We start from the raw sequence: 12,670 nt of genomic DNA, 5'->3' as shown, positions 1-12,670 counted from the left end.
CAGCTGTAATAGCGCTTTGGCAAAAGTAAATTCCTTTTTTTCGCTATCTTTGCGCCATGACCAAAGAAAATATTCAGGATTTGAGGGATAGGCTAAGTTCCCTGAGGAGGCATCTTTGACATCGATGCCAAAAAAGCAGAGATAGAAAAGGAGCAACAACAAACACTGGATCCTACCTTTTGGGACAATCCCAAGGACGCCGAAAAGGTGCTCCACAGCATCAAGAACAAAAAAAGTTGGACAGACAGCTTCGACCAAGCAAAAAGTACGCTGGACGACACCTTTGTGCTGTTTGAGTTTTTCCAAAGTGGCGATGCTTCCGAAAAGGAAATGGACGAACAGTACCAGCAAGCCCTCACTAGCTTGGAAGAGCTGGAATTTAAAAACATGCTCAGTGCCGAGGAAGACCAACTGAACGCCGTATTGCAGATCACGGCTGGTGCGGGGGGAACGGAAAGCTGCGACTGGGCCGCCATGCTCATGCGCATGTACATCATGTGGGGAGAGAAGAACGGCTACAAGGTGAGTGAACAGGATTCGCAAGAGGGTGACGTGACTGGGGTGAAAACAGTCACCTTGCAATTCGAGGGCGATTTTGCCTATGGCTACCTAAAGGGAGAAAATGGTGTGCACCGTCTGGTGCGCGTATCGCCTTTCGATTCCAATGCCAAAAGACATACCAGCTTTGCTTCGGTCTATGTCTATCCATTGGTAGATGACACGATAGAAATCGAGGTGAAGGATTCGGAGATAGAATGGGATACCTTTCGCTCTGGCGGCGCAGGAGGACAAAACGTGAACAAAGTGGAAACGGCCGTGCGCCTGCACCACAAACCATCGGGTATAGTCATCAAAAACCAAGAGTCGCGCTCCCAACTGCAAAACAAGGAAAACGCCTTGCGCTTGCTGAAATCACAGCTGTACGAGATAGAAATGCGCAAGCGCATGGAAACCACCGCTGCTATTGAAGGCAATAAAAAGAAGATTGAATGGGGCTCTCAGATACGCAACTATGTGCTGCATCCATATAAACTGGTCAAGGATTTGAGAACCAACCACGAAACATCCAACACACAGGCGGTCTTGGATGGGGAAATAGATGAATTTCTCAAAAGTTACTTAATGGAGTTTGGCCGGGAGAACTAAAATTGGTTCTTCCACATCATGCTCTCCACGGGTTTTGTCGTCTTATTGTTATACTTGGCATTGCCTTTGGTACTGTAAAAAGTCTCTATATCACCTTCTACGACAAAGTAGATCAGCTGACCGATAGGCATGCCGGCATATATGCGCACGGGCTGCGCCACGGAAATCTCCAAGGTCCATGTATTGCAAAAGCCCACATCGCCTTTGCCAGCCGTTGCGTGAATGTCGATGCCGAGGCGTCCGGTACTGGATTTTCCCTCCAGAAAGGGAACATGCTTATGCGTTTCGGTATATTCCATGGTCACCCCCAGGTATAGGGTATGCGGTTGCAATACAAAACCGTCCTTGGGAATTTCAAAATGAACGATCCCATTATGTTGTTTAGCATCCAATACCCTATTCTCATAGGTGGCCAAATACTTGCCCAGATGCACGTCATAAGAATTGGTTCCCAGGCAATCTTTCCTAAAAGGTTCGATCACTATGGTGCCCTTTTCTATTTCTTCTAGAATTCTTTTATCCGACAAAATCATAGTTCGGGCAAAATTACACCTAAAAAGCGAATATGTAACGAATAATTAGCATTTTTGGGAAATAGCATTTTTGCCATGCCGCTGGTTTACGAGAAGAATATAGACACACATACACGCTTTGCCATTTGGAGAATTGAGGAGAACGCCGACGAGCTACTTGCCAAGCTACAGCTGAAGCAAGATGAGCTGGCTTTCCTCAAAAAACTCAACAAAGGCAAACGTACCTTGAACTGGCTTGGAACCAGGGCCTTGCTCCGTACTATGCTGAACACAACAGGTTATATCGAATGCCCCTCCGATGCAAATGGAAAACCTTTCCTCAGCAACTTCAGTGAAAAGATATCCTTGAGCCATTCTTTTGACTATGCAGCCGTAATGATGAGCGACAAATACGACGTAGGGATAGATATGGAACTGGTAAAGCCAAAAATCGATATCATCGCCAGAAAATTCCTGTCTTCCATTGAGCTGGACCATATCGCAGAAGGAGAAAACCGAATAGATATGCTTACCGCCTGTTGGTGCGCAAAGGAAGCTGTATATAAACTACAGGGCAACAAAGGGGTCTCATTCAAAGACAATATGCTCGTGGAGCCTTTTCAGTTTAACCCCCAAGGGGGCCACCTTTTCACCCGCCTTAGTGGCTCCAAGATGGATGGCCGTTACAAAGTCTATTATGAGCGCTTTGGCGACTATATGATAGGCTACGTTGACGAGAGGACATTCTGACAATCACTTGGCACGACAACAAGCAAAAAAACATACCTTTGCACGTGCTAGCAAGTAATCTAATGAACAAACGTGTTATTTTTCAGGATTGGGGGCAGGTAGACTATCAAGAGGCTTGGGATAGGCAGGAAGAGCTGTTCAACAGCATCGTGCAGCGCAAGGTAGATAACCGCACCAAGGGTGAAGACATCCCAACCGAAAACTACCTGATATTCGTGGAACACCCCCATGTATATACCTTAGGCAAGAGTGGCAAGCCCGAGCACCTCCTTTTGGACGATGAGGCGCTCGAGGAAAAACATGCCACCTATTACAAAATCAACCGTGGTGGCGATATCACTTATCACGGCCCAGGCCAGTTGGTAGGTTATCCCATCCTAGATCTAGATAACTTCTTTACCGACATCCACAAATACCTGCGCTATATAGAAGAGGCGGTGATCCTCACACTGAAAGATTACGGCATTGAAGCGGGTCGTTACCCAGGCTATACGGGTGTATGGCTCGATGCAGACAAGCCCAACGCCAGAAAAATATGTGCCATAGGTGTTCGTAGCAGTCGTTGGGTCACCATGCACGGCTTCGCCTTCAACCTCAATACGCAGTTGGATTATTTCGCCAACATTGTACCCTGTGGCATAGCCGACAAGGCCGTCACCTCCTTGCAAAAGGAGCTGGGATACGATGTCGATATGTTGAATGTAAAAGAAAAACTAAAAGGACATTTTGCCGCCCTTTTTGGGATGGAATTAACTGATTTCTGACACAGAAATCTTTACCGCGACAATTGCAATCTCACTTGAGGACGGCTCCATGTTCAAATAGCTCAGAGACATCCAGTGGCAGTGCCACTCTACTTTTATCCTCAAAGTCTTCTAATGGTGTCAACGAGAGTCTTTCGCTCGTTGTTCTCGACCTAATGCTCATCACCTTGCTGGACGTGGCAGCACTAGCCATGGAAGGATCTATCAGCGAAAGGGCTTTTGCTACCAAAGGATCACTTGCAGACCCAAGCTCCACAAAGGGGAGCACATCCCATTCATCTACGTCATAGGTAGGAGAAAGACCATTTGGATAATCACCATATCCGTTGCTATTGGCGATCTTCAGTACAATGGGTTGTATCCCCCATTCTATCTGCCTAGGGGTTCTCCTGTCTTTAATCAAGAAGGACCCTTCGTTCTTGCCTACCGTTGTCTTACCGATATGAATAACATTGGCATCTCCCAAAAAAGGCCTCAGGTTGTTGATGACCAGTTCACTTGCGGAGGCCGAATTGTTGGTGGCCAATATAAATACACGGTTAAGATTCAGGTTATTACTCTTTACCGCAGCAATGTTCCCAGATCCTATCGTTTGTAAGTAGCTTGCAACTTCGTTACCAAAGTTGCCGTTAAAAACATATTGTAAAAATTGGCTGTTCTCATCAAAGTTGTTCTGAATAAGGCCACATAGCATTCCGGCAGTAGACACAAATCCTCCGGGGTTGTAACGCAAATCCAATATCAAGTCTTCTATACCTGCGTTTTTCAGTTTTGCTATGGAATCCACCAATTGCGACGCCTGATTGGCAATAAACTGGTTGTAAAACATGTACCCCACTTTTCGACCGCTATTGGTCTCCAAAACTTGTGCTTGATGAACAGCCTGCTCCGTAAACTGTACCGGTGTCAACGTAATGGTTTTATCTTCATAGATCGTATTGTTTTCTATTCTACCAGTGACCACCGTATAAGGGTCGTTTCCATAATACGAAGAGGAAAGGACGGTATTATAATTGCTGACGCTCAGACTTACTTCATTGAACTTAAGGATTATATCTCCTCGCCTTAGTCCTTGCTGGTACGCCGGCGAATCCTTAAGTACATAACGTACGAACGCCAAGACATCATTGGAAGATGCGCTGAGCCTCACTAATCCTATGCTCAGACCCGCCGTCCTCGATATCCCGCTAGATGAACTTTCCATCTCGTCAGCGTTGCCGATGTACGAAAAGCGATCGTCGTCGCTTAGTAAGTCCTCAAAGAAGTCCTCCGGATCTTTATCGAAATCCAGTGATGCGTTTCCTGGCACTTGGTTATTCCAGTAATAATAAATGCGCATACTGTCGACCATCCATCTATTAACCAGGCTATTGGCACTATCGACATCATTATTATCTTCATCCTTGCTGCAGGAAATCAATACCAGACCAAAGGCTAGCAAAACAAGAGCATTGTAAAATTTTATCATTTGACTATTTTAGCAGTATTAAACTCGTAAACTTTCAGCATCATTGGCCCTTTGACTCAATGATATCAATTAAATCCATTCAAATATAAAAAACAACAAATAAGATTAACAATTATTAACATTTAAATACATTAATATTGCATGAAGATACTTAGTATGATGAACATATATAGCGCCACATCACAAAAATGGTCAATACGAGTTTGCATAGTGGCTCTCTTGGCTACAAGTGCCTGTAAAAAGGACTCGCCTGCAACAGATGCGGACGATAGTCTGCATACGCCTACTACAGATCGAGTGGAACTTACCAATGACTCTATTTTTCTCTACGCCAAGGAAATTTACTACTGGAACGAGAACCTTCCAAGTTACAATACATTCAATCCCAGGCAATATACCAGCGGCAGTACCAATCTGGACAAATATGAAAACAACTTACTAGCCATAGCAAGGTATTCTACCAGTAACTACGATTTAATAACTGAAGATAATGAGACTTACACCAAGTTTTCATATATCGAGGACAGAGAAAGCATCAATCCCGAAGCAAGCGCAGGCATACAGGGAAAGATCAACGCCGTCAATCTCGAAGGAAACGGCAATGACATTGGCATACATCTCATATCGCTCTTGATAAATGATGATGACGAGAGCAAATACACCCTCTTCTTAAATGCCGTGGACGAAAACTCACCCGCCCACAGGATCGGCCTAACGAGAGGAGCTAGTATCAGCAGCATCAATGGAAAAAATATCGGCACCGTGGCCGCCTTTGACAATACCGAGAGAAGTATTATCATCAACGAACTGCTAAACGACCCATCCACCATTGCTATCAAGGGCAAACGAAAGGACGGCAGCGACTATGAAGCTACATTGAACAAAACGGTATACAAAAGCAGTCCCATCTACAAGGACAGTATCCTTGAAAGGAGCGGCAAGAAAATAGGCTACCTAGCCTATGCCCGCTTTTCTACAGAAGAAAATTCCATACCCAAATTGGACTCCATTTTTGCGGTTTTTGCTGCTGGCGGGGTGACCGACTTGGTCATTGACCTACGTTACAATGGTGGTGGCTATGTAAGCACGGCCGAGCATCTAGTGAATCTCATAGTACCCAATGGTACCTCTGGCACCATGTATGTAGAGTATTACAACCAGACCATGCGCGATGGCAAAGCTACGATATTGAAGAATCAACCTATGCGCGATGGCTCAGGTGCCATCATACCGAGGGGCGGCACCTATGCCGATATCGACTACTCACCCGAAGTGCAGAAAGCCAATTTCTCGAAAAAGGGTTCTTTAAACAACATATCCCGCGTGGTTTTCCTGGTCACGGACGAGACTGCATCGGCCAGCGAACTGGTCATCAACAGCCTGCGCCCCGTAATGACTGTGAGCTTAGTAGGTACTACCACCTACGGCAAACCCATAGGCTTTTTCCCCATGGTGCTGGAAAATCGATACAATGTCTATTACTCACTTTTTTCTACCAGAAACTCGCAAGACCTAGGCGACTACTTTGCCGGCTTCACACCTGGCGGAGAGATCGGAGGCACTAACATGTATAATTCCTCTACGGGCAATGACAGGGATTTTGGCAACTACGATTTCGGTGACGTGAGGGAAGCTTATCTGGCACAGGCACTCAACATCTTGGCGCCATCTACAAATAGCATAGCGAGCAGCAACAAAATCATGTCTACCAGAAGTCGTAATGTGACTGGCTCTCGACAACTGTTAAGGATAGGCAAGCGCCATGAATTCAAGGGTATGATCGAGGATAAGTTTATGAAGCAAAAATAATCACTTGCTGATAACGGACTTCCGAAATACCTGCTGCTTATATAGCCCAACATCCAATCTTGCTATCGTCTTTTGGATCTGCCCTACCGCGGCAACATAAAAAGCACGATTGATGTTCTCAAACGTATCCGTTACCTTGTGGTAGTCCTTATGGTCTTCCACTCCAAAATAAAGGAAGGGGATTTCTTTGGCATGAAAAGCGCCTTGATCGCTTTGATTGGTCCAATCATCGTGACCAAGCTTAGGGTCGTCATGTCCCAATAAGATATTCACCCGCTCATCATCGCTCTTCAGATAGGGTTTCAATTCCGGATAATAGAAAGTGCCGGCAGCATAGAGCTCCCCTTTGTCATTATGCGCTATCATGTCCATATTGATGTTCAATTTGATATCGCCGAGCGCCACGGGAGGACTTGCTACAAAGGCTTTGGCTCCCTGCAGTCCCATTTCTTCCGCATCGAAGGCCGCAAAAATAATGGAGTGCTCAGGCTGGTGCTTGGAAAAATACTCGGCAAATTGCAAGAGTGCCGCAGAACCAGATGCATTGTCGTCCGCACCGTTAAATATCTCTCCATTTCTGATTCCCAGATGATCGTAATGTGCACTCACGACAATATATCCCTTCCCTTTTCCTTGCACAAAGCCCACTACGTTCTTTCCTTGAATGACGGAGTCTTGCCTATTTTTAAAGGAAAAATCCGACACGTAATTACCTCCAAACGTCTGGAGTCCCAAGCTATCAAAACGGTGAACGATATAGTCTCTTGCCAGTGCATTGCCTGGGGTGCCGGTTCGCCGCCCTTCAAAACGATCGGAAGACAATACCGCCAAATCATGTAAAAGCTTTACACCTGTCTGCTCCTGCGCCACGGGCTTGGTGGTATGGCAGGAACAAAAAACAACTAGAAGAACACCGATAAATTTAAACATATTATGTGTTAATTTTAAGTAGCAGGACATCCATGAGTCCAAAGCAGAAGGACTAAAGTCCATGCTAATGAACACGTGCAAAGCATTAGTCTTTGACCTTTGGTCGCACATCTCATATCGCACGTCGCATATCTATCTAACACTCCGGCAAGCTCAGCGGAATATTGGTAGCCAGGCCGCCATCGGAAGTTTCCTTGTACTTTACGTTCATATCCTGTGCGGTTTCCCACATGGTATTCACCACGGCATCCAAACTTACCTTCGCCTTATCCGGATTGGTCTGCAAGGCCAACTGCGATGCCGTAATGGCCTTTATGGCTCCCATGGTATTGCGTTCAATACACGGAATCTGCACCAATCCGCCTATGGGGTCGCAGGTAAGTCCCAAGTGATGTTCCATGGCTATCTCTGCGGCCATCAGCACCTGTCGCTGCGAACCACCCAAGCACTCTGTCAGTGCCGCGGCGGCCATGGCCGAAGATACGCCTATCTCCGCCTGGCAACCGCCCATGGCGGCAGATATGGTAGAGCCCTTTTTGAAAATACTGCCAATTTCCGAGGCAGCGGCAATGAACTCTATGATTTTCTCCTCTTGATAGCTGTCGTAAAAGGTGATAAAATACTGCAACACGGCAGGTATGACGCCCGCTGCCCCGTTGGTAGGTGCAGTGACCACGCGTCCAAAAGAGGCATTCTCCTCGTTAACCGCTAATGCAAAACAGCTCACCCAATCCAAGGTGTACTGAAAAGAATTGCCTCCTTCGCGAATCGCTGCTATCCAAGAGTCATAGTCCGTATAGGTTCTCCCTTGCAGCAATTTCCTGTTCAGCCTTGCCGCTCTCCTTTCCACATGAAGCCCTCCGGGCAACTTCCCCTCGGTATGGCAACCGCGATAGATACAATCCCTGATGGTACGGAAAAGCATCATCACGCCTTCCTGCGTCTGGCGTTCGGTACGCCAGGCGTGCTCATTTTCCAGCACGATCTCGGAAACCTTCAAGCCCGTGCGCATGCACCATACCATCAATTCCCTTGCCGTACTGACTGGAAAGGTGAGCTCAATGTCCATTGCTTCCTGTTTGCTCTCTTTTCCTTGAGAAACAAATCCCCCTCCAATGGAATAATAGGTTTCCGAACGCGCCGTTCCATCGGCAAAGAAAGCGTGAAAAGTAACCGCATTGGGGTGAAACGGAAGGCTTTCGGCATATAGGAAGTTCATATGTGACGCATAATCAAAAGCAACGCGCTTCTTGCCGCCCACCTTCAGTACACTGGACGATTTGATTTTCTCCACCTTGGGCATCACCTGGCTTACATCGAAGGTAACCGGATCATCTCCAGAAAGCCCCAGCAAAATGGCGATATCCGTACCGTGCCCCTTGCCGGTCTTTGCCAAAGACCCATATAGCAGCACGTTGATCTGTTCCAGTTTTGATAGGGTATTGCTTTTTTCCAATACGTCTACGAACTGCTGTGCTGCGCGCCATGGCCCCAAAGTGTGGGAACTGGAAGGTCCTATGCCAATCTTAAAAATATCAAATATGGATAAAAGCTCTCTGTTTTTCATGTGTCGGCATCCTGTCCTATTTAGCGCCACTAAGATACGCAACGCAAATCATTCAGCCTAGACGAAACGATGAAATGTTTTTGAAATTGCTATTGACTGATTATAGTTATTTGTATCTTGGAGGCGTTAAATTAACATCAATTTTTCACCAAAAACCTCATTCAGTATGGAAAATTATGAGTACGGTTATTACGACGAAGGCATGTGGGCACTTTTCGGCACTGGCTACATGCTCTTTTCGCTAGCGCTTTATGTCCTAATGGCTATAGGCCTTTGGAAATTATTTGAAAAAGCGGGAAAACCCGGTTGGGCCGCATTGGTTCCGGTATATAACTTTATAGTCGTGGCGGAGATCGTAGGCAAACCTGCCTGGTGGGGCGTATTGGTCTATATCCCGTGCTGTGTCAATTTCATCTTTGGCATCTGGCTGCTCAACTTATTGATGAAGAGCTTCGGCAAAGATACCGTATACACCGTTTTGGCCGTTTTCTTCCCTTACATTGTACTTCCACTCCTTGGTTTTAGCGATGCCAAGTACTTGGGGCCGTCGGCCAAAGAAGCACAAAACAATCCTTTTGATAGGGAATACAAAAATCCGTTCGACGATCAAAATCCATAATTATAACAGGGCATGGAATTGGCAACTATCTCAACGGCATTGGACACCGCAACTGAATGGTTGAGCCATCACCTACTTCCATGCCCTTTTAAATATTTCACGGGACACGACTGTCCGGGCTGCGGCCTGCAGCGCTCCCTGTTATTCCTGCTGAAAGGCGATCTTGCAAACAGCTTTCGGCTCTATCCAGCCACTATCCCCTTGTTGCTATTGGCCATTTTCTATTTGCTGCGAAATTGGTTGAAATTTGACCCTCAGGAAAAATGGGGCAAGGTATTCGCCTTTTCAGTAGGAATTTTTGCGTTGGGGGCATATGCGCTTAAGATCTATCAGGGGCGATGGGCCTTATAACAATAGGCGGCTGTAGACATCTTCCATATCCTTACTCCCTAGACGTAAGGAAAGCATAGTCCTTTACCACCTGTTTCAAGAAAGCAAGCTCATCCAGGTCTTGCGGCTGATCCAGGTGCAATGCTTTTTGAACTTTTACAGCCATTTTATAGACCAATAGGTTGTTTCCCGAGCTGTTGAAATCGGTAATCACCTCATGTATCAATCCGATTTCTCCATCATTCAGTGCTATCACATCAGGGAAGCGTGGCACATAGCTTTCCGTCTCTTCATTTTGCACGAAGGCCACATCTTCCAATTTGGCCCTCGGTACCGTGCGAATAACGGTAGTTCCCGCTACGATATCCCCAATACGTTGCTTGTTCGGCGTGATAGCCGCAGCAATAAGTCCGCCAACTTGCATGGAAATGGTAAAATCCACAAAACGGAAGGCCCATCGCAAAAGATATTGCCCCACACTGGGCTGATAGCCATCCAAGCTAATAACCCTGATTTTCATCAGGTATTTTCCGGCACTTTGCCCATTGTAGAAATACTCGGCTATAAAATCATAGAACACAAAGGTGACCATCAATAGCCCGGACACGGTATAGGTAACCCACCTCCCAATATAACCTTCCATAAAACTGGCTATGAGGCCAAAGAACATAAACACAACGACCATGAAACCAAAGTCTATCAAACGAGCCCAAAACCGCTCGCCTATTCCGGCAACGTCATAAGCTATGGAAACATTTTGAGTAGTATTGACACTAATCGTATTCATGCAAGGGGAAATTCATGCTAAAATATAAAAGATGCCCTAAATCTATAGATATTTTTTTTATTTTTATGCCATATTTACCCATAAGCCAAAAGTACATAAACAAGATTTGCCCAGGTATGAGAGAAGCTCTTTTTGTAAAAAAAAACACCTCGAAATGGGAAAATTACGAATCGATCCCTACCGAAAATCCAGATGAGATAGCATCGCGTTTTATCGAAGTGACGGACGATCTCTCCTTTGCCAAAACATTTTATCCTAAGTCCAAAACGACCAGCTACCTAAATGGATTGGCCTATCGGTTGCATCAAGCCATATACAAAACAAAACCGGAAAAAAAAGACCGGTTACTGCGTTTTTGGAAAGAAGAACTGCCTTTGGTGTTTTATCATAGCAGAAAGCAATTGCTCTATGCCTTTGTCTCTTTTTGCATTTTCTTTCTCATTGGCTTGCTGTCATCGGCACTCGATGACACCTTCGTGCGCCTCATTTTGGGCGACGCTTATGTAGATATGACACTGGACAACATCGCAAAGGGCCAGCCATTCGGAGTTTACAGTTCAATGGATCCCTTGCCCATGTTCCTCCTCATTGCATCAAACAATGTCAAGGTGTCTTTCTTTGCGTTCCTCTTGGGTATATTGGGAGGGGTAGGCACCGTAGTATTGCTCGTATATAACGGCGTCATGTTGGGTGCATTCCAGTATTTCTTTTACAGCCATCAGCTTGGTGTCGAATCGGTACTCGTTATCTGGATACACGGCACCTTGGAGATAGCCGCCATCATCGTGTCTGGCGCGGCCGGTCTGGTGCTGGGCAAAGGGCTGCTCTTTCCACGAACCTATACCCGTTTATACGCCGTTAAACAGGCAGCGAAAGAAGGGATCAAGATGATCATAGGCCTAGTTCCAGTTTTCATTATCGCGGCACTGCTGGAATCTTTTGTCACCAGACATACGGAAATGCCCACGTGGCTTAGTGCGTTCATCCTGCTTTCTTCGGCCGCCTTCATCATTTGGTATGTGGCCGTATACCCAAGGAAGATATACCTGAAAACAACGAAAATAGATCACCTAAACGAACAATAGTCATGGCATTGAACAAGGAACCAATAGCATTTAGACAGAAGCGGGATTTCGGACAGATTATCAGCGATAGCTTTGCTTTTATTTCGCAGCAACCAAAAAGCCTGTTTAGCACCGTACTGGTGCTTGCAGGCATATTCATGCTTGGCTCTTGGGCATCCAATTCCATCTATCAGATTCAGGCTATCCAAATATATGGCAGCATGGGCAACGGAAGCAATGTAAATGCCCTGCTTTTCGGAATTCCTTATTTTCTATATCTCTTCTTCACCATGTTGACTGTTTCTTGCGTCACCTTGGCAACCTTGAGCTACCTGAAAGCCTATGATGACAACCCTGGGCATCAAGTAACGATACAGCATGTGTGGTACATTTTCAAAGGACTCTTTTTGAAATACTTGCTTGCCACTATTGCTTTTAGTATCCTTATTTTTATCGGTATCTTCCTCTGTCTTATTCCGGGCATCTATTTATTTCCCATACTCACCTTGGCCTATCCGATAATGGTATTTGAGAACACGGGCATAGGCAGTGCTTTCGACCGTGGCAGGACACTTATACGGGAAAAATGGTGGAAAACCTTTGGCACACTGCTTTTGGCCACTTTGGTAACCTCCATGTGTACGTACATTTTCATGTTACCCAGCATGTTCATAACCATTTTCAGCGTCTTTTTTAAAGGCCAGGGCTGGCTTGCAAACGGGCTCACCGTCGTGGCCTCTCTCATCGCCTCCTTTGGACAGCTGACCTATGTATTTATGTCTATAGCATCTACACTATGCTATTTCTCCTTGAGGGAAGAAAAGGAAAGCGTGGGACTCATGGATAGGATAGAGCGATTTGGCAGTGACGAGGATAGCCGTGACGGCGATCTACCTAAGGAAGAATACTAATGTTGGCAGGTTT

Annotated in this window: 13 protein-coding genes; 8 read left to right on the top strand and 5 right to left on the bottom strand. The window is 45.8% G+C overall.

What is annotated here, in order from left to right:
• Nucleotides 1-56: 56 nt before the first annotated feature.
• A protein-coding gene (gene prfB, locus A37S_RS0100350; RefSeq protein ID WP_157278271.1) for a peptide chain release factor 2 occupies nucleotides 57-1,146 on the top strand; the annotation gives its coding sequence in 2 pieces (ribosomal slippage) (nucleotides 57-116 and nucleotides 118-1,146; 1,089 coding nt in all).
• On the opposite strand, the gene dcd is transcribed toward prfB, so the two are convergent.
• A complete protein-coding gene (gene dcd / locus A37S_RS0100345) occupies nucleotides 1,143-1,679 on the bottom strand; it encodes a dCTP deaminase (RefSeq protein WP_028295268.1) in 537 nt (178 codons plus the stop codon). The genes prfB and dcd overlap by 4 nt on opposite strands.
• A 54-nt stretch (nucleotides 1,680-1,733) precedes the next feature.
• Between dcd and A37S_RS0100340 the strand changes: the two genes are divergently transcribed.
• Both A37S_RS0100340 and lipB read left to right on the top strand, forming a co-directional pair.
• Nucleotides 1,734-2,408, top strand: coding sequence for a 4'-phosphopantetheinyl transferase family protein (locus A37S_RS0100340; protein WP_245586273.1), 675 nt, complete (start codon nucleotides 1,734-1,736; stop codon nucleotides 2,406-2,408).
• 62 nt (nucleotides 2,409-2,470) lie between these two features.
• Nucleotides 2,471-3,172, top strand: coding sequence for a lipoyl(octanoyl) transferase LipB (gene lipB / locus A37S_RS0100335; protein WP_028295266.1), 702 nt, complete (start codon nucleotides 2,471-2,473; stop codon nucleotides 3,170-3,172).
• Nucleotides 3,173-3,203: 31 nt separating this feature from the next.
• Here the strand turns inward: lipB and A37S_RS0100330 are convergent, their stop codons facing one another.
• On the bottom strand, nucleotides 3,204-4,640 hold the full coding sequence (locus A37S_RS0100330) for a S41 family peptidase (protein WP_028295265.1): 1,437 nt from the start codon (nucleotides 4,638-4,640) through the stop codon (nucleotides 3,204-3,206).
• Nucleotides 4,641-4,781: 141 nt separating this feature from the next.
• On the opposite strand from A37S_RS0100330, the gene A37S_RS25970 reads away from it, so the two are divergent.
• Nucleotides 4,782-6,449, top strand: coding sequence for a S41 family peptidase (locus A37S_RS25970; protein ID WP_084163698.1), 1,668 nt, complete (start codon nucleotides 4,782-4,784; stop codon nucleotides 6,447-6,449).
• Here the strand turns inward: A37S_RS25970 and A37S_RS23075 are convergent, their stop codons facing one another.
• Both A37S_RS23075 and A37S_RS0100315 read right to left on the bottom strand, forming a co-directional pair.
• Entirely contained in the window at nucleotides 6,450-7,379 is a 930-nt protein-coding gene (locus A37S_RS23075) for a M28 family peptidase (protein WP_036600808.1), read from the bottom strand.
• 136 nt (nucleotides 7,380-7,515) lie between these two features.
• Nucleotides 7,516-8,946 carry an L-serine ammonia-lyase gene (locus tag A37S_RS0100315; protein WP_028295264.1) on the bottom strand — a complete coding sequence of 477 codons (1,431 nt, stop codon included), beginning with the start codon at nucleotides 8,944-8,946 and terminating at the stop codon, nucleotides 7,516-7,518.
• Nucleotides 8,947-9,112: 166 nt separating this feature from the next.
• Between A37S_RS0100315 and A37S_RS23070 the strand changes: the two genes are divergently transcribed.
• Nucleotides 9,113-9,565: a DUF5684 domain-containing protein gene (locus A37S_RS23070; protein ID WP_036600756.1), complete on the top strand. Its 453-nt coding sequence runs from the start codon at nucleotides 9,113-9,115 to the stop codon at nucleotides 9,563-9,565.
• A 12-nt stretch (nucleotides 9,566-9,577) separates the two neighbouring features.
• Nucleotides 9,578-9,916 (top strand): DUF2752 domain-containing protein, encoded by a 339-nt coding sequence (locus A37S_RS26510; protein ID WP_084163697.1) that lies wholly within the window; start codon nucleotides 9,578-9,580, stop codon nucleotides 9,914-9,916.
• A gap of 31 nt (nucleotides 9,917-9,947) precedes the next feature.
• Here the strand turns inward: A37S_RS26510 and A37S_RS0100300 are convergent, their stop codons facing one another.
• Nucleotides 9,948-10,682, bottom strand: coding sequence for an RDD family protein (locus A37S_RS0100300; RefSeq protein WP_028295262.1), 735 nt, complete (start codon nucleotides 10,680-10,682; stop codon nucleotides 9,948-9,950).
• Nucleotides 10,683-10,798: 116 nt separating this feature from the next.
• On the opposite strand from A37S_RS0100300, the gene A37S_RS0100295 reads away from it, so the two are divergent.
• Complete coding sequence (locus A37S_RS0100295) at nucleotides 10,799-11,767, top strand: stage II sporulation protein M (RefSeq protein WP_036600754.1); 969 nt, start codon at nucleotides 10,799-10,801, stop codon at nucleotides 11,765-11,767.
• Nucleotides 11,768-11,769: 2 nt separating this feature from the next.
• Nucleotides 11,770-12,657 carry a hypothetical protein gene (locus tag A37S_RS0100290; protein ID WP_028295260.1) on the top strand — a complete coding sequence of 296 codons (888 nt, stop codon included), beginning with the start codon at nucleotides 11,770-11,772 and terminating at the stop codon, nucleotides 12,655-12,657.
• Nucleotides 12,658-12,670 lie beyond the last annotated feature (13 nt).

Origin of the sequence: Olivibacter sitiensis DSM 17696, from assembly GCF_000427965.1 — a bacterium.
GTDB lineage: Bacteria > Bacteroidota > Bacteroidia > Sphingobacteriales > Sphingobacteriaceae > Olivibacter > Olivibacter sitiensis.
Note: the sequence above shows the minus strand (reverse complement) of the source record. Positions and strands in the feature narration are given on the sequence as shown.

Bases quoted from the DNA above. Each gene is read 5' to 3' on its own strand.
- A37S_RS26510 (WP_084163697.1), top strand. From the start codon at position 9,578: ATGGAATTGGCAACTATCTCAACGGCATTGGACACCGCAACTGAATGG.
- A37S_RS0100290 (WP_028295260.1), top strand. From the start codon at position 11,770: ATGGCATTGAACAAGGAACCAATAGCATTTAGACAGAAGCGGGATTTC.
- lipB (WP_028295266.1), top strand. From the start codon at position 2,471: ATGAACAAACGTGTTATTTTTCAGGATTGGGGGCAGGTAGACTATCAA.
- A37S_RS23070 (WP_036600756.1), top strand. From the start codon at position 9,113: ATGGAAAATTATGAGTACGGTTATTACGACGAAGGCATGTGGGCACTT.
- A37S_RS23075 (WP_036600808.1), bottom strand. From the start codon at position 7,379: ATGTTTAAATTTATCGGTGTTCTTCTAGTTGTTTTTTGTTCCTGCCAT.
- A37S_RS0100315 (WP_028295264.1), bottom strand. From the start codon at position 8,946: ATGAAAAACAGAGAGCTTTTATCCATATTTGATATTTTTAAGATTGGC.
- A37S_RS0100300 (WP_028295262.1), bottom strand. From the start codon at position 10,682: ATGAATACGATTAGTGTCAATACTACTCAAAATGTTTCCATAGCTTAT.
- A37S_RS25970 (WP_084163698.1), top strand. From the start codon at position 4,782: ATGAAGATACTTAGTATGATGAACATATATAGCGCCACATCACAAAAA.
- dcd (WP_028295268.1), bottom strand. From the start codon at position 1,679: ATGATTTTGTCGGATAAAAGAATTCTAGAAGAAATAGAAAAGGGCACC.
- A37S_RS0100330 (WP_028295265.1), bottom strand. From the start codon at position 4,640: ATGATAAAATTTTACAATGCTCTTGTTTTGCTAGCCTTTGGTCTGGTA.
- A37S_RS0100295 (WP_036600754.1), top strand. From the start codon at position 10,799: ATGAGAGAAGCTCTTTTTGTAAAAAAAAACACCTCGAAATGGGAAAAT.